Consider the following 25997-nt stretch of genomic DNA (forward strand, 5'->3'; position numbering starts at 1 on the left):
AGTAGTTGGTCACTCAGGCTGTAAAGGTAATCCATGGCAATACATGTAATTCAAAGTCAACGAATCGAAGTTTTGGTGGATTGTCTAATCGAAAAATTGAAATCGAATCAATCGACCAATGCTTTGTCCGTCTTGCAAGAACGACATATCGTGGTGCCCGATCAAGCCATTGCTGCATGGTTAGAAAAACAAATTGCTGAAAAAATCAGTATTAGTGCCAATATTAAGCATCATCGTAAAATTTTAGGGTTGCAGTGGAAAGCCTACGATTGGGCCTTGCCGAATAAACAAGACCGAGAGCGGATTAAAGGTATCAACATGCCGCCGTTGATTATGCAATGGCGTATTTATAATGCTTTAGCGGTTTTTATTGCAGCTGATCAGTTTGATGCAGCACAGATTCCGACAGATGTTCAGCCCTTAGTTCAGCGTATTTTTGACAGCACAGCACAGCTCTCAGATCGAAAAAAACGTGAGCAAAAGCGGCAAGAAATGTTGTACTGGATCGCTGCTCAAGTCACTCGGCTTTTTACCAACTACATGGCCTTTCGTGGCAGTTGTATTCATACCCCAGATGAAGGTGTTGAGCACTGGGTTTGTCCACATTGCGATACTGACTGGCTAAAAGCGTGGAGTTATAACCAGCCGTTAAATATTATGCAACTTACAGGTCTGAAACCTGAACAAGCTGATGAATATCTACCGACTCAGGCTCGACAACTGGAGCATTGGCAGCGTTGGCTGTGGCATCAAGTATTCCAAAAAGACTTTAATGACCGTCAGGAAATAGACAATAAATTTTGGTTTGCCTTGGCGCATGCTGAGCAAAATCGGCAGCAGCAATTTGATTTGGATGCTGAGGATGATGATGAGCGTCACCAAACCTATAACGGTTTGCCTGAACAGATTTTCGTCTTTACGACCTTAGAATTACCCCCTGCACAACTGAAATTTTTATATCGCTTGGCAGCGTATACCGAAGTGCATCTGTTGTATTTCAACCCATCGCGTGAGTATTGGGCAGACATGGTCGATCCCGTATGGAAAGATCGTTATAACTTGAAATTACAACAGCGTTATATTGAGCGAAATCCCAATGTCAGCACGGCACAAATTCAGGCCTATCTGAGTACGACCAATGCCGAATTTCGTGAATCTCAGCATTCATTACTGACGCGTTTAGGTAAACGTGCGCGGGATAACTTTGCATTATTGGTGAATATGTCTGGTGGCGAAGGTTGGGAAGATATTTTTCCAGACACCGAGCCGACAACGCTGCTCGCTCAAATTCAATATGACATCATGACCCTAGAAGAACCCAAGCAGCATCAATATGCACTCGCGGGTTCAGATGAATCGATTCAATTTCATGTCTGTCATTCTAGCCTGCGTCAATTAGAGGTTTTACGTGAGCAGTTGGTACATTGGTTGGCCGAGGGCACGGAACAGGAGCCACGCCATCCGAGTGATATCTTGGTCTTGGTGCCAAATTTAAAAGAGCTTGAACCGCATATTCGGACGGTCTTTTCGACGACTCGTGGCATGGGACGCAGTGCGGTGGATTTACCTTATATCCCAGTCAAAATTGCAGGGGTGGTCAGCCAAGATATTCAAAATGCATGGCAAGCTTTCGTTGGACGCATTGAAATTAGCCAAGGTCGTTTTACCGCAGAAGATTTTCATGATTGGCTGAATTTGAATGCGGTGCAAGAACTGTATCAGCTCGACCATGTGCAAATGGAACGTATGATGGAACTGCTGATTCAAGCTGGTTTCCGTCGTGGTTTAGACGAACAGCACATGTTGGCTTATTTGTCCGAGCAAGACCGAGATTATCGTTATACCTTTAAATTTGCATTAGACCGTTTAGCTTTAGGAATTGCGATACCACAACATGCCGTATTTGAGGACACCTTAAGTTTTGCAGGGGTGTCGAGTAGTGATTTTGAGTTGGTTCAAACTTTAATTCAGATCTACCGAGATATCAGTGCGCGTCGAGATTGGCTCAATCCGAATCTCAGCACACAGACTGTCAAAGTGTGGTTGCAACAATTAGATGCAGATTTAAAGCCTTTTGTGGAAGCCTGTGGTCGAGCATTTGAAACCATTCGCAGTGTGATGCGTGCGATGACGCAACGTCTGCATAATGCCCAAAGTGATAAAGTTGAGTCGCTCCCAAACAGCTTTAATTTGCCATTATCTTTGCTGCTCAAAGAAATACAACAAGGCATCGATAGCTCTGCCGATCAGATCGAACCGACAGGATCAGTGACCTTTGCGGACATGGGGAAAATCCGCCAAGTCCCATTTTCATTGGTGGTGTTAATGAACATGGATAGCGGCAAATTTCCGCGTCGTGATCAGCAAGTGCCTTTTGATTTGATGGATGTGTTTAAACCGGTTTTGGGTGATCGCTCTCGTTTGGAAGATGATAAAGGTGCATTTTTAGATGCCTTGTTATTTGCCCGACAGTCCTTGTGGATTTTCTATAATGGCTTTGATGTCAATGATGGTGAAAGTCGGGAGCCATCATCCGTGATATATGAATTTAGCCAGTTCCTCGCACGGATGATTCAGCCGCAGCAATTGAACCAACCCCATGATGTCATGCTGGATTTGGATGGCTTACGCATTCCACAGCAGCTCGAGCCGCTATACCATATTTATCCTTTGCAGCCTTTTGACCCGATGGGTTTTCAGCAGTCGAAAAACTTACGATATAAAGATCAATGGTTTGCTGTGGCGGAACATATTTTAGATCAGTCTGGACAACGCCAATCGTGGATTAACCGTGATTATCCTGTGCATGATGAGCAAGAAGTACGGGTTTTAGATGGTCAAGAATGGATTAAAGATGTGGTGTTTCCTGCCCGTGCATATTTGAAAACGCTTGGCGTGGCCAGTGTCTATACTGGTGACCAATTGCCGCAGCAAGAGCCTTTATTGCTCGACCGTTTACAGCAATATCATGTCCGTGACTTATTGCAAAAGCATTATGTGCAACCTGCCTCTCGTGTCCATCAAGCTGAGGATCAGAACTCTACGACTCCAACTGAACCGGATATGGCCTTGTTCCAAGATGTACTGCCTGTGGGACATAGTCAAATAGCGACTTGGAAGCTCAGTTTGCAAGAGCAGGCACAGTTATTAGAGCGTTTGGATGGACGCCGTGTAACCGCGACCACCTTACAAAACTTACAGCTTGAACCGCATTTGATACTGAGTATCACCGTGCCTGAAGACTCTCAGAGTATGCATTGGTTAAGCTGTATGGCGTCTGGGGCAAAGCCTAAGCGTCAGACGCAAACCTGGCTCGAATATCTATTGTGGTTGAGCTATTTAGACTTAGGCGATGAGGGCGCGACGTATCGTCGTGAAGTGATTTGTAATGATAAAAGCATAGTCTGTTGTGGATTAAGCTCTGCACAAGCCAAGCTGCAGCTCAGTGAATGGGTGGCGATGTGGAAACATGCACAAAAACGTCCTGTGGTGCTGCCTGCTGCCTTAATTCGCCAAGAAAAATGCACTTGGGTGGAAAATGAAACAGGCCAACTCATGCCTGATAATTTTGCAAAGCTTCAAGAGGAATGGCTGAAAAATCATAGTTTTGGTGGAGTGGAGTTGGAGTCGAATGAAGCCAATAGCCACCATCGTGATTGGAGCTTTATTTTACAGCAACAAGCGGCAGATGAACTTCTGGCATTGTCCTGTCGTTATTATGCAGAACGTTTATATCATGTGATGGATACCGAGGCGGATGACGGCCTAAAAAAACTTAATGTCATCAAGCCTGAGGTGAAAAAATGAATATGCCACAGCAAGCGATGAAAATGTCCACCAACCCGATTGCAGACATGAGCTTTACCGGACTGCACTGGATTGAAGCCTCTGCGGGTACTGGTAAAACCTATACGCTTTCCAGTCTGATGGTGCGGATTTTTCTCGATCGTTATATGCCGAATCAGGTCATTGCCACTACCTTTACACGTAAGGCTACAGCGGAACTCAAAGCGCGGGTTCGGCTGCGGATTGAAGAAACCCGTGACTTTATTTATGGCCTGCTCGCGGCATCTCAAGGTGAGTTGGCCGAACTTCAGCAAAGTTTGAGTGACCCCTTGTATCAGCAAGTGCTGAAAGATCATGGGCATCACTTAGATTATGCCTACAATCGTCTGAACGTGGTCTTACAACAATATGAAGAACTCTTTGTCGGAACTTTAGACAGCTTTAGTCAAAAGTTATTACGTGAATTTGCCTTTGAAAGTGGTCGTATCGAACAGGTGCAAATCAGTGATGATGAAGACCTGCATATTGAACGGATCATTCATGATTTATTAAGAGATTGGATCCAGCAGCAGCCTGCACATTTGATTGAATATTTGATGTTGAATCATCAGTTGAAAGGTCCTGAATATTATCTGGGCGTGGTAAAGGAAAGTCTAAATTTCCCATCGGTGGATTTACGCGTCCCTGAATTACCCGAAAATGCCTTGGCGCATTTTGAAGCGATGTGTCATCAGCTTGCACAAATGCTGCCTGCCGCTCGTGTAGAGCTTGCAGCGTGTTTTGATGCCGCAAGTCATTATAAAAACCTGGTGGACGCTCGACGTTTTAATAAAGGGGCATTTTTTGTCACCTTTAACACACGCATTCCCGAGTTTTTACAGCACTTTGAAGCTGCGGGTAGCCAAGGGGTTTTGACCCAGTCCGACGTGTTACAACCGACGATGAAAGCCATTCGCTCATTGTTTTATGATCCGAATAAAACTGAATTTAAGCCACGTGTCTTTAAAGACAAAGTCGTTGAAGAACAGCCGGATATCTCAAAAGAATTTTATCAACATGCTTTTGTTCAACAACTCCGAGCGGTGCTCAATGCTTATGAACATATCAATCAAGCAGAACAATTTCTAAACTTTTATTTGGCACAGGAAGTTAAAAAGCGTTTGCCTCAAGTGTTGTCCCACGCTGGGGAAACCACCTTTTCACAACAAATTCGGACCTTGTCGGAAGCCTTACAGCAAAGCTCAGCAGCAGGGAAAGACAGTTTTGCCGCTCATGTTTTGGCACGATATCCGCTGATTTTAGTCGATGAATTTCAAGACACCAACCAAGATCAAGATGACATGCTATCCAGTATTTGGCGGGTCAAGGAGCGCTTACATCAGGGCTGTATGATTATGGTTGGCGACCCCAAACAGGCGATTTATGGATTCCGTGGCGGTGACATGCTGACCTATCGTAAAGCGCGTCATGATATTCAAACCAAGGGTGGACGTTGTTATACCTTGAACAAAAACCATCGTTCAGTCAAAAACTTGGTTGAAGTGGTGGATGCCTTGTTTCATCGGCAAACGGACTTTGGTGAGCAAGTTGAATACACCCCGATTCAAGCAGGTGAGCGTGAGCATCCGCCGTTGATTGATCATGATCAAGTCAATCCACAACCTCTGCGTTGGTTGGCTTTGGATGAAACGCTGAATGAAGCTGAGCAAGTGGCTTGGCAGATTCAGTCATTGCTCAACCAAGCGCAGCAAGGACATTTATATTTTCAAGACAACAATACCCAGCGAGCACTGACAGCAAACGATATTGCGGTCTTGGGGCAAAACCATTTCGACTTAGAGCAAGTGCAACAATGTTTATTGCAGCTCGGCGTTCCTTGTTATAAAGCATCTCGGGACAGTGTCTATAAAAGTTCCGTCGCACAAGATGTAGCCGCTTTGCTGACCGCGATTTTGAATCCCTATCAAGAAGCCAAGGTGAAACGTGCGCTGCTGAGCCGTTTATTGGGTTTTGATCTGAAACAACTGGTCGCACTCGAACAGCAGGCAGATGAACTGAGCGACATCATCGAAAAACTCGAACAGATTCGACAAATTTGGAATGAGCAAGGATTCCGCAGCGCGTGGAATAGCTGCATGACGGTCTTTCAGGTGTGGACGCGTTTGGTGGCTGGGCAAAGTCGAGATAATGAACGCACAGTGGTGAATTTACGCCATATCGCAGAATTATTAAGTCAGCAAAGTGAACATTACACAGGTGCACATAAGCTTTATCAATGGTTTATTCGCCAAATCAATTTAGGCATCAATAATGAAAGTACCCAGGAGCGAAAATTGACTGGGCAATTGGGGGTGCAACTGATGACGATTCATGCATCCAAAGGCTTAGAGTTTGGTTGTGTATTTTTATTGGGAGCAAATGCAGGCTTAAGTGAAAAAGGCAATTTGAATTTTTCCCTTAAAGACAATCAGCAAAAAAGCCTTGGGTTAGAACGTGTGATTGCCGTGAAGTCTTCGGACTTACCCGAAGATGATATTCAACAAAATGATGCGCGCAATGAAGCAGAGCATCATCGCTTGTGGTACGTGGCGTTGACCCGTGCCAGTTATCGTGTCTATGCCGTGCTACGTCATCATGAAGTAGAAAAGAAACAAATGGCAGAAGCGCGTTCAGGACTGACTTTTTGGCGTGGAAGCGAACCTGATCTGTTCCAACATACAGAAAGTGTGGATGCTGATGTTTTGCGTGCAGCACCACCAATTTTGACTCAGACTCAGGTTGAAACTGTTGTATTAGACGCGGAAGAAATTCCCAACAGCCATTTTTATCCACGGGAAACCACCAGTTTTACCGCGCTCACGCGTACGGCACATAAGACACATATACAACGTGACCAATTGGCAGCGGTTGTGACCGAGCCAGAAGACAGTGCTGCCGATGAAGTGGAACAGCTTGAAATTATTGAAGCAGAAACTGCAGAGAAAATTAGTTGGATTAAACGGCACTTTCCAAAGGGAACCAAGCCCGGAAGTTTCTTGCACAAGTTGATGGAAAAAGTTCGATTTAGCACCCCAGAAGATAAGTTGGCCAAAGCCATCGCAACGCGTTTTCATAGTGATGTTGAGTTTGATTCGCCGCAAATATTGCAAAATTTGATTAAACAGTTTGGGCAAACGGCGAACCCTGAACAAGACGAAGCTGAACTGATTGAAGAAATGCAGGAATGGTACAGTCAAATCATTCATACACCGTTGCATGATGGTTTTAGCCTGCATCAGTTAAACGATGGTGAATATCGTTCAGAAATGGACTTTCATTTAAGTATGGCAGATCGTGCATTGGCAATACGTAAAATACGCATGCTATTTGAAAGCCTAAATGAGCCAGATTTACGGATACAAGATTTGAATGATGTGTTTACAGCACGCTATCTGACGGGGTCGATTGACTTGGTATATTATGATGGTCAGCGTTATCACATTGCCGATTATAAAAGTAATTTCTTAGGCGATCAGACCGCACATTATAATCATGCCTATATTCGAGAAAGTATGAGTCATTCTAGTTACTGGTTGCAGGCGGCTTTATATTTGGTGGCCCTACATCGTTATTTGAAAGCCGTGATGAAAGACTATGACATGAAGCAGCATTTGGGTGGGGCGAGTTATTTGTATCTTCGCGGTATGGATGGACAGTCCGATCGTGGGGTATATCACTGGAAGCCGGCGGATACATTCATTCAAAACCTCGATGCAATATTGAGCGAAAAGGTTGTGGCTAAAACGTGAATAAGCACGAAAAAGATAAAAATATTCACGCTGAAACAATAAGTTGCATTGTGGATAAGTTTGAGGATAACTGTGTGGAAAATGATCAAAAAGCCTTATCAGCACAGCCTTTGCACGCGGGACAAGAAAATACTGTAGAAACGCAGGTTTTAGTTCCCCAAAATACCCAAGAAAAAGCTGATTTAGATGCGGTTTTGCCGGATTGGATTGACTATTTAATCCAACATTATTTACCCGATCAGGCCAGTCATCCTGCTGCAAATCAGTTAATTCAACAATTGATGCAAGCCGTGGAAAAAGGCGACAGTTGTATTTTGGCCGAAGATGCGCAGATTCAATGTTTGGCTCAGATGGTTCAGCACGAGCAAGCTGAAAAAACACCTGTTGCGCCTTTTATTTTTGATTCACAGCGACTTTATCTTTATCGCTATTGGGCACTAGAAAATGCTTTAGCCAAGCAAGTTGCACGTTTAAAACAGCAAACAGAGCAAAATCTCAATCAAACGCAGATGCTTAATATTGAAAAGGATTTACTGACCGATCCCCATCAGATCCAAGCACTGTACATGGTGTGTCAGCACAATTTTAATATCATTACCGGTGGGCCTGGGACAGGTAAAACCTATACCTTGGCTCGGATTATTGCCGTGTTGAATGAGCAAAATCCAAATTTAAGAATTGCGATGGCAGCGCCGACAGGAAAAGCGGCGCAGCGAATGGAAGAAGCCTTACAAGCAGCGTTTAAAGATCCTGCATTGCAGCATTATTCGATTATTCACAAACATTTGAAACCCGTAACTTTGCATCGTCTATTGGGTTTAGGGACGCGCGCTATCCCGCGGTTTAATGAGCGCCAACGCTTACCCTATGACGTCATTGTGGTCGATGAAGCCTCCATGTTGGATTTAAGTTTGGCGCAGATGCTATTCGCGGCAATCCCTCAACACAGCAAGCTGATTCTCTTAGGGGATGCAGAACAGTTGGCTTCGGTCGATGTTGGCGCTGTTTTGGCTAATCTTCAGGATGTGGATGCCTTACAAGCCAACCGTACCCATTTACAGACCAGCCGCCGTTTTGTACAGGGTGCAGCCATTGGTGAGTTTGCTCGTTTTATTCAACAACAAGAACAACAGCAAACAACCACTGAAGTTCTGGCGAAATTCGAACATCAGGTGGTATCTGCATCCGAACTTCAGCCGATTCAACTGACACCGAATATGAGCGATGTGATTCAGTTGCAATATCTCCCCGACGCTACGAACAGTGCTGCACATTGGGCAAAATATTATGATCAACTGATGTATGGTTTTCAGCCCTATGTGGCATGGTTAAAACAATGGCCAGAGCAACCCGCTGAATATGCAAATTGGTCAGCCCAATTGATTCGCTATTTTGATGATTATCGGATTCTATCGGCCATTCGACATGGAAAATTAGGCTTACACGAACTCAATCAGCAGATTGAACTTCGGGTCTTAAATACCTTGGGTGTGTTGAAACAAGGGGATTGGTATGTCGGTCGTCCAGTCATGATGACCTATAACGATTATCAACTTGGACTATCAAATGGTGATATCGGGATTTGCTTAAAACGACCGATGACGGAAAAGTCGCAGTTTGAGGTTTATTTTCCAAGTTTGGATAAATGGGTGGTGGCAACACGGTTACCTAAAAGTATAGAAACCGCCTATGCCTTGACCATACATAAGTCTCAAGGTTCTGAATTTACCCATACGGCGGTAGTTTTGGAAAATCATGCTACCGAAATGATGAGTAAAGAGCTGATTTATACCGCCATCACTCGTGCCAAAAAAGTGGTGAGTTTGCTTGTTGCAAAAGATGCATTGGCAAAAGCGCTTATAAAAAGAACAGCGCGAGTTAGTGGTCTGTTAGAAAAAATTAACAATCACCTACCTTTGTAAAGCCTAGGCAAAATGTACCGTATTTTGTAAGAAATGGCTTACATCGATTCAGGAGATTTGCGCATAGAGCTTTTTAGAGCTTTTTGAGAAGATGACTTCACAGAAAAAGAACTCAACACGGATGGTTGAGTAAAATCGCAAAAGTATAAGAATAACGTCAAAAGACAGCGAACTTACAGTGAAGTAAGGAAATAGGAAACTTACAGCCGCTAAGCCTTGTAGTTTTGGGAGAGACTACAGGGCTTTTTTATGTCTGGAAAATAAGAAATGCCTATACGCTGTAACAGAAAAGAAATAGAGCTTAACTGATGTACGAAAAAGCTTACATATAGATACGAAAAATACGACTTTTATCTAATAGCCGTTGTGGCAAAATCTACCACATAAGGAAGTGCAAGTTAAAACATGGAATGTTTGACATAAGGACGCGGAAAAGCGCCACATAAAACAATAAATAATAAAACAATAACTAAAAAAGAAGAAACTACAGCGCAAAAAAGCCCGAGCCTAGCTCGGGCTTTTTTTTAATCATTCCACTTTGAGTTTTGCATGCTAAACATCGAGTGGCAAAATATATCAAAAAATCAGTTTAAAATTCATTCAATGACATCGCATTCAACATGTTAGAAATATGCGGTTTTGTGTCGCATAAAGTATCGAAACATATAAAAAATTTATAATGGAATCGATGTGAAAAAAAAGGCGCTATTATCGTCATGAAAACCTGACGAAGTCGGCCATCTCTTTTTGCAATTGGGACGATTTTCCCTTAATATAATGCACTTGCTGTAGTGATGCACGGCAGTCAGCTGATTTATCAGTTGATTCGTATCAAAAGTTAACTTTATAAGCATCTCGGAGAAATCGAATGGCTTTAACAAACGCAGATCGCGCAGAGATCGTTGCAAAATTCGCTCGCGCTGAAAACGACACTGGTTCACCAGAAGTTCAAGTAGCTCTTTTAACTGCTCAAATCAATGATTTACAAGGTCACTTCAAAGAGCACAAACACGACCACCATAGCCGTCGCGGTCTTATCCGTATGGTTAACCAACGTCGTAAGCTTCTTGACTACCTTAAAGGTAAAGACGCTACTCGTTACAGCGCATTGATTGCTGCTTTAGGTTTACGTCGTTAATTCGATTTAAACTTTTATTTTCGGACTATTGCATGCTTAGTGCTGTATTACTGAAAACTAAAGTCTATCCAACCTTGGTTGGATAATGGGGAAGGGGCGATGATTCGCTCCTTCTTTGTGTCTCAAATTAGCATTTTTAATTAATGTTTTTAATATCTAGTGAGGTCGGCTTCTAAGCTTTGTCATTTATGTTGCAGCGTTTGGGGCGTTGAGTGAATGCCAAACCTTAGGGGTCTCCACTAGAATAAAATCAGGAAAAAATAAAACATGTCGATGTTTAATATTATTCGTAAAGAATTCCAATACGGTCAGCATCAAGTTGTCCTAGAAACAGGTCGTGTTGCGCGTCAAGCGAACACTGTAATCATCACTATGGGTGGTGTACAAGTTCTTGTTGCCGTTGTTGCTCAACCAACAGCTAAAGCAGGTCAAGACTTCTTCCCATTGACTGTTAACTACCAAGAAAAACAATATGCTGCAGGTCGTATCCCGGGCGGTTACGGTAAACGTGAAGGCCGCGCGTCTGAAGCTGAAACGCTTATTTCACGCTTAATCGACCGTCCAATCCGTCCGTTGTTCCCAGAAGGTTACTACAACGAAATCCAAGTGACTGCGACTGTGATTTCTTCTGACAAAACGATGGATGCTGACATTGCTGCAATGTTAGGTACATCTGCTGCACTTGCAATTGCGGGTACGCCTTTCCGTGGTCCAATCGGTGGTGCGCGCGTTGGTTTAATCAACGGTGAATACATCCTTAACCCGAACCACGAACAGCTTAAAGAATCTGACCTTGACCTTGTGGTTGCAGGTACAGAATCTGCAGTATTGATGGTTGAATCAGAAGCGAAAGAACTTTCTGAAGACCAAATGCTTGGCGCTGTATTGTTCGGTCATGACGAAATGCAAATCGCGATCCAAGCGATTAAAGAATTTGCTGCGGCTGCTGGTGCAACAGAGTCTACTTGGACTGCACCTGCGAAAAACGAAGACCTTCGTGCAAAATTAAAAGAAGCGTTTGAAGCGAAAATCTCTGAAGCATACACAATCGCTGTTAAACACGATCGTTATGCAGCACTTGATGCGCTTCAAGCTGAAGCTGTTGCTCAATTCGTTCCAGAAGAAGACGTTGACGGTATCGCTGACGACTTAGCTGAATTATTCGAAGACCTGAAATACCGTACAGTACGTGACAACATCTTGTCAGGTAAACCACGTATTGATGGCCGTGATACTAAAACAGTTCGTGCGCTTGACGTACAAGTTGGCGTGTTAGACCGTGCTCACGGTTCTGCATTATTCACACGTGGTGAAACTCAGGCGTTGGTAACAACAACTTTGGGTAATACACGTGATGCGTTAATGGTAGATACATTAGCGGGTACGAAAACTGACAACTTCATGTTGCACTACAACTTCCCTGCATACTCTGTAGGTGAAACTGGTCGTGAATCTGGTCCTAAACGTCGTGAAATCGGTCACGGTCGTTTAGCGCGTCGTGGTGTTCAAGCTGTACTTCCTGCAGCTGACCGCTTCCCGTACGTGATCCGTATCGTATCGGACATCACTGAATCTAACGGTTCATCTTCAATGGCTTCTGTATGTGGTGCTTCTCTATCACTTATGGACGCAGGTGTTCCACTTAAAGCGCCAGTTGCGGGTATCGCAATGGGTCTAGTCAAAGAAGGCGAGCGTTTCGCAGTTCTTTCTGACATCTTGGGTGACGAAGACCACCTTGGCGACATGGACTTTAAAGTAGCAGGTTCTGCAAACGGTATTACTGCACTTCAAATGGACATCAAGATCGAAGGTATTACTGAAGAGATCATGGAAGTTGCATTGAACCAAGCGTATGCAGGTCGTATGCACATCTTAAATGCAATGAACCAAGTAATTTCACGCGCTCGTCCTGAAATCTCTATGCACGCGCCTACATTCCAAGTGATCAACATCAACCCTGATAAGATCCGTGATGTGATTGGTAAAGGTGGCGCAACGATTCGTGCGATCACTGAAGAAACTAAAGCAGCAATCGATATCGAAGATAACGGTACAGTTCGCGTATTTGGTGAAACTAAAGCGGCTGCTTCTGCTGCTGTTGCGAAAATCCAAGCGCTTACTGCTGAAATCGAACCAGGTACAATCTACACTGGTAAAGTGATTCGTATCGTTGAATTTGGTGCGTTTGTAAACATCCTTCCAGGTACTGATGGCTTACTTCACATCTCTCAAATTTCTAACGAACGCATTGCGAACGTTTCAGACGTATTATCTGAAGGTCAAGAGATCAAAGTACAAGTTGCTGATGTCGACAACCGCGGTCGTATCAAATTAACCATGAAAGACATCGAACAAGCTTAATGGTTTGTTGATTCACAGGGTTTCGGCTCTGTGAATGGATTCTAAAAAGCCTTGAGTGCAGTCAGAGTATGAACTTTGACTTGCTCAAGGCTTTTTTTATGGCATCATGCAAAAAGTAAACACAATAATAAATGAGATATGCAAACCTATTATTTTTTTCAGCATCCAACAGCCGCGCATATCTATGTGCAAGACCAAGTGCAATGTGAGCATCATCCTGAACTTGAGCCTGAGTTTATTTGGATTGATTGTACCCGTGAAGATGTCGTTAACCGCCCTGAGCAATGGCAGCGTGAGATTATTCAGGCGTGTGATCTACGGGTCAATGAATATCATCTGTGGGATATTTTAAATCTAGAGCATCCGTGTGCCTTTGACACACTCGATGATTACGATTTATTAATTTTTAGAAAAATGGTCACCCCCGATGACCAAATTGTTGCAGGCGCCGACGCGCTTGAAAAGCATGAGCGGGTCTTTGGTTTGGCGACTACCCCGATCAGTTTTTTGCTCACGCCCCAAGTGCTGATTACGGTTCGTGAAAAGGGCAACAAAGCCATTGAAAGTTATATCCAGCGGATTGAAACCTTAATTTCTCGTCCGATTGATGAACAAAATAAACCACGAAAATTAGCCATGACGCCCTTAGATTTGGCATTGCGCTTACTGAATAATATGGTGGATGGATACTTGGATTTACGTGTTCCTTTGACGCGCCGTGTCGAGTTTTGGCAGCAAGAGTTATTACAAGGGCATCGACGGTTTACCAAGTGGCATCAACTGTTGCAGGAAAATATGGCCTTTCAGCAAGTGGAAAACTTGTGTGAAGAGCAAATTGAAGCCTTGCAAGAACTGCGTGATGAAGTTGTGGATAATTACCCGCATTTGAAAGGCAAAAAGCGCAGTGAAAAGCAGGATATCATGCTGGTTCGCGTAGATGATTTAACTAGCCATATCGAACGCATTCAAAAACACACCACACGATTACGCAGTGCCGTGCAGGCCGCCATTGATCTGCATTTTTCAGCCGTTGCCAACCAAACCAATGAAAATATGCGTATTTTAGCGATTATTACGGCGATTTTCGCACCATTAACCTTATTAACTGGTATATACGGTATGAACTTTGAGTTTATTCCCGGACTCAAATCGCCAACCGGTTTTTGGATCATGCTTGGTATCATGTTGATTACCACGATTTTACTGCTGTATTATTTTTATCGACGGCATTTGGTGGGGCGTGGCGAAAAAAGTGTGATTGATATGCTGGCACAGCAACATGGCGATCAACACATGAATTTGTTTTGGTTTATGGATTATGAACCAATTAAACAAACGGTGAAGGGCACAGTCAAAGGTACGGTTAAAACTATGAAAGAAATTGAGAAGCTGACGAAACTCAAATAGTTCGCGTTAGCTTCTCTGATGGATGGGTCTGCTTTAAATCCTTTGATAACTTCGAGACTCACCAAGGGTGCATATTTGAGTTTGCCTTTGCGTTTTAAGCACACTTCGACCAAGGGCTTGTACGGCATTGGGCGTATTGCAGTAAGTGTTCCACTATACGTCCCGTCGGCATTTTTGACGATGGTCACATCACCGCGTGAATATCCTGTTTGGTCATCCATGGTTTTTCAAATACTCGTTTATCACTGGCATGTAATAGACTACTGAAACTGAGTAATGCCACCCAATAGGACATGATGCATGTGCATGATGAATCCTTTGTCATGATTTTATTGTTTTTACATTTTGTTTTTTAAAGAATCTGCAGTACAACGCGATTTGACCGATCCTTATGGTCTTAGCAATTCAATTGCTTAGCCTCGTGGGTTGTACTGCGAACGACATGCATCATGAAAATTCCCCTATACGAGTCGATATCTCAAGATATATCATCATTTTCATTACTTTTCAGTAAGCGATAAATTTCATCTTTTAGCTTTAATTTCTTACGCTTAATGGTCTCAATATCCGTGTTGTAGTGATTAACAGGATCTAATTCCAATTGAATGATTTCGCGATCCAACTCATCATGTTCTTCAAAGATCCGCGCAAAATGCGGATTTTCATCACGTAACTGAGTGACCAAATCACGGTACTCAGGAAACATGTTTTTGACTTTTTTATTGCAATCTCGTGTTTTCATGGTTGTCGATCATTTCCTCTACAAGAAAAAAGAAAAACGCCCTGCAGGACAGAGCGTTCACGAATACATTTAGTGCGAATGAAGCTGTTGGTGTTTCACTTGGCGACGTAGTTGTTGGACTTCATCAATCAGGTCGAGCATCATGGCGACCGCAGTAAAACTGGCATCGAAATCTCGTTGAAGCCGATAGGCACGCCGTGCGCGAGATATATCATCGCCAAAAAATTGATGAATCCTGTCTTCTGAACGGCTAGGCAGAATATCGTATTCGAGTAGTTGCAGAACCCATTCTGGACTTTGCCCACAGGCAGAGGCAAAGTGTTGTAGATCAAAACTACTTTTTTCGTCTACGATTTCAGTCTGTTTACATCCGTCACAGACAATTTCACGATAATGAATTGTTGTCATGGTGCTCTCCTTAAGACTGTCGTGGATTAAATGACGGAAAAGCTTGAGCAAAAGCCGCATAAGCTTGTTGCTCTTGTTCTGTTTGTGCAGCTGGTATCACTATATTTAAAACCAGGTAAAGCTGTCCGGGTGTTTTGTTTGGTATCCCTTTGTCCTTTAATCGTAGCTGCTGTCCAGTACGCGCATTTTTAGGAATCTGTAGCTCTAATGTTTTGCCATCAGGACTGGTAAATGCAATTTTTTGACCCAATGCTGCTTCCCAAGGACTGATATTCAGTTGTTGGAAAATATCAGCACCTTCTACACGGGTTTGCTCGGTTTGTTTATACAAAATTTCAATGTATAAATTACCAGCAGCTCCACCGTTATAGCCAGCTTGCCCTTGGCCCGAGAGTCGAATTTGTTGACCTGATTTCATGCCTGCAGGAATTTTGACTTGTAGGGTTTTACGTTGAACTTCAGGCTCACCATGGGCATTTAAGCTCGGAATCTGCAAGGTGATATTCTGCGTTGCACCATGAAATGCGATTTCTAAATCCACTTCTAAACTGGCGTGTTGGTCTTCACCACGGAAGCTCTTGGTTTGGCGGTTTGCACGTTGATACTGATAGTCACCGCCACCAAAGCCTTGCCCAAAACGACCAAACAAGTCTTCAAATCCACTAAAGTCCGCATGCTGACCATCACTCGTCGATTGGCGATAAAACTGAGATTGGTCAAAACCACCTTGGTTGCCAGCATTAAACCCAGCAAATCCTTGAGGATGATCGAGTTCAAAATCGTATTGTTTTTTCTTTTCGGCATCACTTAAAGTGTCGTATGCAACATTAATCGCTTGCATACGCGTTTCGGCATCAGCTTCTTTGCTGACGTCAGGGTGATATTTACGCGCCAATTTTCGATAGGCTTTTTTAATTTGATCTGCCGAAGCATCTCGGGCGATCCCTAAAGTTTGATAGTGATTGTCTGGCATACTCTCTGTATAAATATTAATCATGTTTTAATCAATATAGAAGGGTTCATCAAACTGTCATAGGGGCAAACTGCAGCATATTGTTTCAAAACATGACAATAAAAAAGCCTCACGAGGAGGCTTTTAAAAACACATTTAAAATTAATATTTTATCCAAGTGACACTACGACCAATCACAGATACACCAACATACCCACGTATAGTTAAATGTTTTCCTGAAGCACTAAGTCTTGCTTTGCCTTTATAGATTTTTCCACCAATCGGGTCCAGAACTTTACCGTTTTGGAATTCACGTGGATTTTTTGGATCTTGTTTAAAGTCCCAAATAAATGGCAAGCCGATAAAAGGTTTATTTTTCAATTCACCTGGGCAGTTCGAGCAGACGCCCATTTTTTCAGTGCCAGGGACATTGCGTGTGGTGACAATGATGCCTTCATAGCTTCCATCGGCTTTTTTGCGAATTTCAACGTCTGCACGTGAATATCCGGTGCGGTCATCGACAGTTTTCCACTTACCCACTAGCGGATCGGTTTCCGCAGCGATTGACAATCCTGACAAAGTGCTAAGTACTATTCCGGCAAATAATTGTTGATATATTTTTTTCATTTCATCCCCTGAAAATTCAGAATTGTGTTTTTAGAGTAAGTTGCCTAATTTATATATAAAGCCCTACAAAATCAATGTGATGGTTTGTGATGTATTTGGCAGATTTTTTTAAAACACTGCTTTAATATGGAGTTTTTACTCTAATTTTTAAGTTAAAAAAGGCCTTTAATGATTTAAAGGCCTCGTGCTTAGTTTTTGACCCAAGTGACATTGCGTCCAATTGCAGAGCCTTCAGTACGACCATTGATGATCAAATGCTTGCCATTATTCATCAAACGAGCGCGTGCATTGTAGTGCTTGCCTGATTTGGGATCGAGCATCACTCCACCCACAAATTCATTGGGCTTTTCTGGATCAGCGCTTAGGCCGCTTAAAGTGGTTAAACCGACCATGGGTTTATTTTTCTGAGCACCGGTGCATTGCGTGCATGTCGAAACATTTGCTGTTCCGGGTACGCTTCGGCTTTGGATAATGGTGGCCGAATACAGGTCATGCTTATCTTTACGAATCACCACATCGGCAAGGGAATATCCTGTTCGATCATCAATGGTTTTCCATGTCCCCACTAAGGGGTCAATCGCTGCAAAAGCAGAGGATAAACTGCAGATGGAGAACATGCCGAACAGGATAGAAGGGAGGAATTTAACAGCCATACAATTACCCACATTACACAAAAAGCGGATGCCTAAAACTTAAAGGCATAAAAATATTATGGTTTTAATGTAGCCTGAAATAATATGAATATTCTAGTGATTTTTTAAGAATTGGTATTTATATTTTGAGCCAAAACATGAACGAGTTGGCGCTAAATGAGGTTTATGCTGAACGTCTACGCACTAGTAAAATAGTCGGAATTCATCTCAAAGTAGATTATTATCGGCATGATGAACTCGTCTGGAGTTGAGTTCATCATGCCAATGAAAGCCAAATGGCGACTTTAGTTGACGCGGATCCAAGATACCGTCCGGCCGAGAAGCGTGGTTCCAACATAACCTCGAAGTGTCAGGACATTGCCGCGCGCATTCAATTGCCCTTTACCTTGATAAGTATTGCCTGAAAGTGGGTCGATCACCTTGCCATCGGTGTACGCATTCTCTTTTGCATTATGTTTAAAGCCAGAGAATATCGGTAAACCAATTAAGGGTGCATTTTTGAGTTTACCTTCGCATTTTTCACAAATCGTGGTGACAGGGCGGTTGGGGATGGCATGCACTTTGGTGATTTTACCGCTATAGCTGCCGTCTTTTAATTTAGTGATTTGGACTTCAGCACGAGCATAGCCTGTTTTATCATCTATGGTTTTCCATGTCCCGACGAGGTCTGCTGCATGTGCTGTCATTGGGCCAAAGTAGAACATGGCTAAAGCAATAGCGAGTGTTTTGAGTTTCATAATTTATCCAGTTTTTTTTACATTATTTTTCAATTAAAAATAAAGCTTTGTTGGTTTTTTTGACTTTATTTCTGGCGCGATATTTCTGGCGCGATTCTACTCGAAAAAAAATTGATCGCAAATACAGCTGATCATGTTGATGCTTTATAGTTCGAACCCATTCGACTAAGCGCAAGAAAGTAGTAGGTCTAAATTTTATCGGGACAATAAAAAAGCACCCCGAAGGATGCTTAGATTTAGGCTTTTAATCATGCAATGATTTAGCTAAGGTGTTGACCAAAAAGGGATAAAGCTTCTTCTGCCGTAAAGGTATATTTTGTATTACAGAATTGGCAGTCCATTTCAATTGGGTTTTGAAACTCTAAGGTTTCACGAACTGCAGCAACACCAATTTGTTCAAGTGCTGTCGCACAGCGTTCTTTTGAACATGTGCAGCCAAATTTTAAGGCTTCAGTTTCAGGTAGACGAACTTCTTCTTCGTTATATAAACGATATAAAATTTCGTTTGCAGATAAAGACGTTAACTCTTCTGCTTTTAATGTCTCGGTCAGCATGGTTAAACGTGGCCATAGATCTTCATCAACTCGGCGTTGTTCTTCTTCGCTATTCCGAGGTAATAACTGGATCAGTAAACCACCTGAACGGCTGTTGCTGCTTGCTAAGACGATGCGTGTTGGGATCTGTGCAGATAGATCATAATATTGCATCAAGCAACCCGCTAAAGTCGGTTTGTCTAAAGGTACAATCCCTTGATAACGCTCACCAAATTCAGGCTCGATATTAATGAAAAGTACTGGGTTTACCAAGGCTTTCAGTACCGTGCTGCTGTCTTCAGCGGTTTGAAAGTGCGGGTCTTCTTCATAATCTGCAAGTGCGCGAACTTCACCGAGATGATTACATTCCGCCATTGCCCATTTAAAAGTGCCTGCAGCCTGAATTTGTAAGCTAATACGACCTTTAATTTTTAAGGTGCTGGCCAACAAGGCAGTCGCGCTGAGCATTTCACCCAAGAGAATTTGTACAGCAGGTGCATAGTCACGCTGTGCAAGAATCGTTTGTAGGGCTTCTTCAAGATGAACCACTTCTCCACGAACAGGGCTATCTTCAATAAAAAAGCGTTGGCGTAAATCTGACATAAAATTCTCCATAACCCTGCTTTAATGGTGACGATATTGTAAAACACAAGTCATTCATTATCATCTCTTGTGACATCAATACGATGACGTTGTAAGCTGCGTTGTAAATCAACACCTGTAGGTTTTTCACGGGCTTGCGCATCGCTTTCAAACAAATGTTCCAGTTCAGCTAAAGCGTTACGATGCGTTTCATAAATTTTTTGTTCATCGGTATAGATTTGCTGCTGTTGAGTCAGCAGTTTTTCATCATAATCACGGAACAATTCGATACTTTTATAGGCATCTTCATCGCTGATGCCTAAGTCGCACAGCATGTGATAGGCCATTCCTAAAGACGATAAATAGGTTTCACGCCAAATATGCTCAATCCCCAAATCACGCAGCAGATGCACCTGATGACGGTCACGCGCACGGACCAATAATTTTAACTGAGGGTAATTCAGGCGAATATGACGCGCCACGTTCATCGAGTCTTCAATATCATCTATAGCAAGGACGAACACTTTGGCATGTTCAATGCCCGCAGCGCGTAAAATATCTGGTTGTGTGGCATCGCCATAATACAGATGACCACCATAATTACGTACGAAATCGACTTTGTCTAAGTTGCTATCAATGGCGGTAAAAGACAAATGCTGTAAATGCGCCACACGAGCAATGATTTGTCCAAAACGTCCAAAGCCCGCAATAATCACAGGATTATGTTCATCCGGAATGTCGTCATATTCGGGGATGGTTTTTGGATTAAAACGTGGCAAAATTTGTGATTGTATTAACCAGTACAACATAGGGGTCAACACCATCGACAAAGTGACGATGAGGGTTAATGGCTCCAAAATGGCTTGCTGTACGACATTTTCACTTTTCGCCACACTAAAGACCACAAAGGCAAATTCACCGCCTTGAGCCAAACAGGTCGCCAGTAAAATACTGTTGCGCCATGAATTTTTAAGATAACGCGCAATCGCCGTAAGTGACGCCATTTTGATGAGCATCAGTGCCAATGCACCACCGATAATGAACCATGGCATTTCAACAAACAACGACAGTTCTGTGGTCATGCCCACGGTCATAAAGAACAAACCAAGTAAAAGCCCTTTAAACGGAGCAATACTGGCTTCGAGTTCATGGCGGAATTCCGAGTCTGCCAATAGCACGCCGGTCAGAAATGCTCCGAGTGTGGTACTGATGCCCAGTACATCCATCAACACCACGACACCCAGCACAATAAATAAGCCAACAGCAGTGATCAGTTCATGCGCGCCACTTTTCGCGACGAAGCGGAAAAAAGGCCGCATTAAGTATCGACTAAATAAAAATAAGCCTGAAAAAGTCGCAATGATGGCAGCGAAATAGGCGATTCCGTGATGTGATGATTCTGTCCCTGCGAGCAGGGGGATGACTGCAATCAGCGGAATTGCAGCCATATCTTGAAACAGCAAAATCGAAAAGGATTGTTGCCCATAGGTGGTGTTTAATTGCTGTTTTTCACTCAGCATCTGCAAGACAAAGGCAGTAGAAGAAAGAGCGAGAGCGAAACCGATAACGATACTGGCTGCAATGCCTTGTTGTAAGGCAAAAAAACTGCCTAGCGCTAAAACAAGACCGGTCAGACCAACTTGTAAACTACCCATGCCGAAAATAGAACTACGCATACTCCATAGACGCTGTGGGCGGAGTTCGAGGCCGATCAGGAACATCAGCAAAATCACGCCAAACTCAGCGAGATCTTGGATCGCTTGGGGATCACTGGCAATGTTAAAGACATCGGGGCCGAGCAAAATACCAGTGAACAGATATCCCAATACCGTTGCAATACCAAAGCGCTTGAGCAAAGGGACAAGCAATAAGGATGCGCCAAGGAAAATTGTGATCTGTAACAGTAGTGACATTTACTCGTCCTAGAGTTGTGTTTTTGGTCGAAAGTTGCAATTCAGTATGACTGATATTTTCAGACTGAATTGTACGCGTTTAACTGAGTTCCTGTGGGTCTATATCGAGGCTCAATTTCATATTTGATGGCTTGTTATGCAAGATGTTTTGCCACCAATAACGCAGATAATAATGTAAGCGCGCACGATCTGTAGACAGTAAAACCATGTGGGATTGGTAACGCCCTGCTTTGCGCTCCATCGGGGCAGGAATCGGCCCCCAAATATCAATAATTCCAGCAGAGTCCTGACGCAGTAATTGGGCATGTTGCTGTAAAAATTCAGTATTGAGTTCTTGGTTTTTTGACTCACAGCGTACCAATGCGGCATAGCGAAACGGTGGCATTTGTGCCATTTCCCGTTCTTTCATGGTTTCTTTGGCAAATTTTCGATAGTTCTCATTGACCAAAATATTCAAAAGCGGATGGTCGGGTCTTAGGGTTTGTAAAAACACATCGCCTTTACGTTCACCACGGCCGGCACGCCCAGTGACTTGTACAATGAGCTGTGCAGTACGCTCGATGGCACGGAAGTCCACACTCAGCAGACCTGAATCGATATCTAAAATCGCCACCAAGGTGACGTAAGGAAAATGATGACCTTTGGCCAGCATTTGCGTACCGAGTAAAATGGCAGGTTCACTTTTTTGAATTTTGTCATAGATTTTTTGCCAACTGCCGACCCGACTGGTGGAATCACGATCGACCCGTATAACGTCATGCTGCGGAAATAGCTCATTTAGGCTTTCTTCAACCTTCGCTGTACCCATACCCACGGATTTCAGTTCTTGGTGATTACACTGTGGACAATGCTCTGGCATACGGTGAATGGTGCCGCAGTGGTGACAATGTAGGTGTTGATAGGGTGTGCGGTGTACCGTGAAATTGGCATCACAGTGCGGACATTTGGCCTGCCATGCACAGCTTTCACAAATTAAAACTGGGGCATATCCGCGACGGTTTAAAAACACTAACACCTGTTCTTTTTTTTCAAGGCGCTTACGGATTTCACCAATTAATAATTGGCTGATTCCATGCTGTTTCTGTGCCACTTTCAAATCAAGGATGTGCATTTTCGGCATGACTGCGGTGCCCGCACGTTGGTTCAATTCCAGTACGGTCATTTTGCCTTGTTTCGCCAGTGCATAACACTCGATACTAGGCGTGGCAGAACCTAAAATTACAGGGCATTGTTCCAGATGCCCACGGTAAAGTGCGACATCCCGAGCGTGATAGCGAAAGCCTTCTTGTTGTTTAAAGGACAGATCATGCTCTTCATCAATCACAATTAAACCTAGATTCGGCAGTGGGGTATAAATCGCAGAACGCGTGCCTAAGATAATAGACGCCTTGCCCGTTTGCGCCGCTTGCCAAGCTTGCATACGTTTTGAATCGTTCAACCCCGAATGTAGTAGGGCAATATTGCAATGAAAACGTGATTGGAAACGGCTAATGGTCTGTGGGGTGAGTCCAATTTCAGGTACCAAAACCAAGACCTGTTTGCCTTGCTTAAGAACCTCTTGCATGATTTGTAAATAGACTTCGGTTTTACCGCTGCCGGTCAGACCATCAAGTAAAAATGCCTGATATTGATTCCGCGCTTTTAACACCCGATCAATGGCTTTCTTTTGCTCCGGATTCGCTGTGAGCGGCATTTGCGCCATGCTTATGGGCATTGGGCTAAAGTCCTGTTCCGCCAAGACACATTGGCAGATGCCTTTTTTCTCTAATGCTTTGAGTGTCGCGGTTTCCACACCTGACAAATTTAAAAGATTTTCACCTGTGCCTGTGGGATGTAATTTTAGTATTTTATACGCCTCTTGTTGACGCTCTGAACGTTTAATTTTGGCTTCAGCATTATGGTCAATCAGATTCCATGTCCGTGCCAATAAATTATAGGGCTTTCCTTGGCGTAACAGCGTCGGAAGGGCACTTTGCATCACTTCACCAATCGGAAATTGGTAATACTGTGCAGACCATGTCAATAAATTTAAAACTTTCTCATCTAAAATGGCACGATCATCAAGAAGTTCGGTAATGGCCTTGAGTTTAAAGCTTGAATCGAGTGGTGCATCGGGAGCAATTTTTTCCACGATGATACCGGTCAAATTTTGCCGACCAAAAGATACAGCAACGCGTGCACCTACTTCAGCTTGTTGGTATTGCTCTTGGTTTAAGCTGTAATCGAAGCAGTCGTATAAATATACCGGAACGGCGACTCGAACGCGGTAAATAGGTGTTGCAATGCTCGCTGAATTTGCCATAAAACGTGGATAAGTTCCTGATTAAATTTCGTCGTGATCGTAAAGGAGTTGTGTTAGAGTGAGCTCATATTTTATATCTAAGAATATGAATGATTTTGATGGTCAGACGCAACTGCGCTGATAGAAATTTTGGAAAATTAGAGCATTACAATGCCTGCATATCAGTTTACTGCCATAGACGCTTCAGGGAAGCAGCAGAAGGGTGTACTTGAGGGTGATTCTGCGCGTCAAATTCGTCAACAGCTCAGAGATCAGTCACTCATTCCAGTTGCTGTCGATCCGATAGAGCAAAAAGACAAACACGCGCAGCAGCGCTGGTTTCAAAAAGGGCTGAATGCCTATGACTTGGCTTTATTGACTCGCCAACTTTCAGTTTTGGTTGCCGCTGCAATACCATTAGAAGAAGCGATTCGTGCTGTGGGAAAACAAAACGAAAAAGCCCATGTGCAAAACCTGTTGATGTCGGTGCGTTCTAAAGTTTTGGAAGGACATTCTTTAGCCAACGCACTACAACAAGCGGGACGCTTTCCTGAACTGTATATTGCCACGATTGCAGCAGGTGAGCGTTCAGGTCATCTCGATCTCATTCTCGACCAACTTGCTGATTACACCGAAAACCGCTTCGCCATGCAAAAAAAAGTGCAGGGTGCGATGATTTATCCCATCATCCTGATGTTAATGTCTTTCGGTATTGTGATGGGACTCATGACCTATGTGGTCCCAGATATTGTCAAAACCTTTGACCAAAGCAAAGATGCCTTGCCGTGGATAACGGTCGCTTTAATGAAAGCCAGTGATTTTATTCGAATGGCCTGGCCATTTTTATTGGTCGGTAGCGTAGTTTCGATTTTTCTCTTGGTTCGATTCCTCAGAACAGCGGCGGGACATTATGCCTTTGACCGATTGACCTTGAAATTACCGTTATTTTCCAAACTGTCTAAAGGCATTAATGCCGCTCGTTTTGCCAGTACCTTGTCGATTTTAACCAAGTCTGGCGTGCCTTTGGTCGATGCTTTAAAAATTGGCGCAGCGGTCAGTAATAATTGGGTGATTCGAGATTCGGTCAACCTTGCGGCAGAGAAAGTAACAGAAGGTGGTAATTTAGCAACACAGCTTGAGCGAAGTGGTTATTTCCCACCGATGATGGTACAAATGATCAAAAGTGGTGAAAGTTCAGGCGAATTAGATCGGATGCTCGAACGTGCGTCGACGATGCAAGACCGAGAAGTGACGACTTTAATTTCAACTTTATTGGCGTTGCTTGAACCTCTGATGTTGGTATTTATGGCGAGCATTGTACTGGTGATCGTGATTGCTGTGATGCTGCCAATCGTGAATATGAATAATATGATTTAAGACATTCGAACAATGATGTGAACAGAGATTTGTAACATGCAAGTGAAGACAAAAAATATGAAGCAACAAGGTTTTACTTTAATTGAAGTGATGGTGGTCATTGTCATTTTAGGTGTTTTGGCAGCGCTGATTGTACCGAACGTGATGGGCCGTGGTGAAAAAGCCAAAGTCGATACTACGGCGATTACTTTAAAAAGTGTCGCTGGCTCATTAGATCAATACAAAATGGACAATGGTAAATTCCCTTCAATGCAAGACGGCGGATTAAATGCTTTGGTCACTAAACCTGAGTCTGCTAAAAACTGGTTGCCAGGTGGCTACATCAAAGGTGGCTATCCAAAAGACAGTTGGGACAATGACATTCAATATGTGATTCCCGGTTCTGAAGGCCGTCCTTATGATCTTTATTCATTTGGTGCGGACGGTCAGTCTGGTGGTGAAGAAAATGATGCTGATATTTACTATAAACACTAACTGAGAATAATTATAAATTCAGTTTTAATGGAATTAATCACTTCACTTAATAGGGTGTTTCAATATTGAGTGAAGTGATAATAAATCTTAATTATAAAATTAATATTAAGTTATTGAATTTAATTTAAATTACATAATGCAAAATATGTGATATTTATAATAAGAATTATTCCCAATTTTATTGATTACAATAGATCTCTTTCATAAATCAAAAAACGATCTTCTTTTTGGTTAATATTTGCACTCCGGATTTCTTAGCATTCGTGCATAATCTGCGGATGAAATACATCGATTCAAACAAGCTTTCTGATCCTCA

Annotated in this window: 17 protein-coding genes; 8 read left to right on the plus strand and 9 right to left on the minus strand. The window is 43.1% G+C overall.

The genetic code is table 11. From position 1 onward, the window contains the following. Positions 1-33: 33 nt before the first annotated feature. The 6 genes from FTT98_RS02795 to FTT98_RS02820 all read left to right on the plus strand — a co-directional run bounded on the left by FTT98_RS02795 (position 34) and on the right by FTT98_RS02820 (position 14402). Positions 34-3807 carry an exodeoxyribonuclease V subunit gamma gene (locus tag FTT98_RS02795; RefSeq protein ID WP_180041033.1) on the plus strand — a complete coding sequence of 1258 codons (3774 nt, stop codon included), beginning with the start codon at positions 34-36 and terminating at the stop codon, positions 3805-3807. Continuing rightward, entirely contained in the window at positions 3804-7574 is a 3771-nt protein-coding gene (locus tag FTT98_RS02800; RefSeq protein ID WP_180176951.1) for a UvrD-helicase domain-containing protein, read from the plus strand. Before FTT98_RS02795 ends, FTT98_RS02800 begins: the two co-directional genes overlap by 4 nt. Before the next feature lie 194 nt (positions 7575-7768). Continuing rightward, complete coding sequence (recD, locus tag FTT98_RS02805; protein WP_257220725.1) at positions 7769-9496, plus strand: exodeoxyribonuclease V subunit alpha; 1728 nt, start codon at positions 7769-7771, stop codon at positions 9494-9496. An 868-nt stretch (positions 9497-10364) separates the two neighbouring features. After that, positions 10365-10634: a 30S ribosomal protein S15 gene (rpsO, locus tag FTT98_RS02810; RefSeq protein WP_005007057.1), complete on the plus strand. Its 270-nt coding sequence runs from the start codon at positions 10365-10367 to the stop codon at positions 10632-10634. A gap of 273 nt (positions 10635-10907) precedes the next feature. Beyond that, on the plus strand, positions 10908-12995 hold the full coding sequence (gene pnp / locus FTT98_RS02815) for a polyribonucleotide nucleotidyltransferase (RefSeq protein ID WP_171262611.1): 2088 nt from the start codon (positions 10908-10910) through the stop codon (positions 12993-12995). A 138-nt stretch (positions 12996-13133) separates the two neighbouring features. Further along, positions 13134-14402, plus strand: coding sequence for a magnesium transporter CorA family protein (locus tag FTT98_RS02820; RefSeq protein WP_180041037.1), 1269 nt, complete (start codon positions 13134-13136; stop codon positions 14400-14402). 478 nt (positions 14403-14880) lie between these two features. On the opposite strand, the gene FTT98_RS02825 is transcribed toward FTT98_RS02820, so the two are convergent. The 9 genes from FTT98_RS02825 to FTT98_RS02865 all read right to left on the minus strand — a co-directional run bounded on the left by FTT98_RS02825 (position 14881) and on the right by FTT98_RS02865 (position 23851). Continuing rightward, positions 14881-15144 carry a YdcH family protein gene (locus FTT98_RS02825; protein WP_180002890.1) on the minus strand — a complete coding sequence of 88 codons (264 nt, stop codon included), beginning with the start codon at positions 15142-15144 and terminating at the stop codon, positions 14881-14883. Between the two features lie 69 nt (positions 15145-15213). After that, complete coding sequence (locus FTT98_RS02830; protein ID WP_078189792.1) at positions 15214-15552, minus strand: chaperone modulator CbpM; 339 nt, start codon at positions 15550-15552, stop codon at positions 15214-15216. Positions 15553-15562: 10 nt separating this feature from the next. Next, the gene (locus FTT98_RS02835) at positions 15563-16525 is read right to left on the minus strand and encodes a DnaJ C-terminal domain-containing protein (RefSeq protein WP_180041045.1); all 963 of its coding nucleotides are present in this window, start codon (positions 16523-16525) and stop codon (positions 15563-15565) included. A gap of 141 nt (positions 16526-16666) precedes the next feature. Next, positions 16667-17131, minus strand: a complete 465-nt coding sequence (locus FTT98_RS02840) for a DUF2147 domain-containing protein (RefSeq protein WP_168377965.1) — start codon at positions 17129-17131, stop codon at positions 16667-16669. 188 nt (positions 17132-17319) lie between these two features. Continuing rightward, entirely contained in the window at positions 17320-17784 is a 465-nt protein-coding gene (locus FTT98_RS02845) for a DUF2147 domain-containing protein (protein ID WP_168377964.1), read from the minus strand. Between the two features lie 284 nt (positions 17785-18068). After that, positions 18069-18521, minus strand: a complete 453-nt coding sequence (locus tag FTT98_RS02850) for a DUF2147 domain-containing protein (RefSeq protein WP_180041039.1) — start codon at positions 18519-18521, stop codon at positions 18069-18071. Positions 18522-18781: 260 nt separating this feature from the next. Further along, complete coding sequence (hslO, locus tag FTT98_RS02855; protein ID WP_078189788.1) at positions 18782-19657, minus strand: Hsp33 family molecular chaperone HslO; 876 nt, start codon at positions 19655-19657, stop codon at positions 18782-18784. Between the two features lie 50 nt (positions 19658-19707). Beyond that, positions 19708-21549, minus strand: a complete 1842-nt coding sequence (locus tag FTT98_RS02860; RefSeq protein ID WP_111885622.1) for a monovalent cation:proton antiporter-2 (CPA2) family protein — start codon at positions 21547-21549, stop codon at positions 19708-19710. A 79-nt stretch (positions 21550-21628) separates the two neighbouring features. Beyond that, positions 21629-23851 carry a primosomal protein N' gene (locus FTT98_RS02865; protein ID WP_180041041.1) on the minus strand — a complete coding sequence of 741 codons (2223 nt, stop codon included), beginning with the start codon at positions 23849-23851 and terminating at the stop codon, positions 21629-21631. A gap of 150 nt (positions 23852-24001) precedes the next feature. On the opposite strand from FTT98_RS02865, the gene gspF reads away from it, so the two are divergent. Together gspF and gspG are read left to right on the plus strand one after the other, a co-directional pair. Beyond that, on the plus strand, positions 24002-25207 hold the full coding sequence (gspF, locus tag FTT98_RS02870; RefSeq protein ID WP_078189785.1) for a type II secretion system inner membrane protein GspF: 1206 nt from the start codon (positions 24002-24004) through the stop codon (positions 25205-25207). A 36-nt stretch (positions 25208-25243) separates the two neighbouring features. Next, positions 25244-25681, plus strand: coding sequence for a type II secretion system major pseudopilin GspG (gene gspG, locus FTT98_RS02875; RefSeq protein WP_078189784.1), 438 nt, complete (start codon positions 25244-25246; stop codon positions 25679-25681). Positions 25682-25997: the final 316 nt, after the last annotated feature.

It is taken from the genome of Acinetobacter sp. YH12039 (genome assembly GCF_013420015.1).
In the GTDB taxonomy this organism is placed as follows: domain Bacteria; phylum Pseudomonadota; class Gammaproteobacteria; order Pseudomonadales; family Moraxellaceae; genus Acinetobacter; species Acinetobacter amyesii.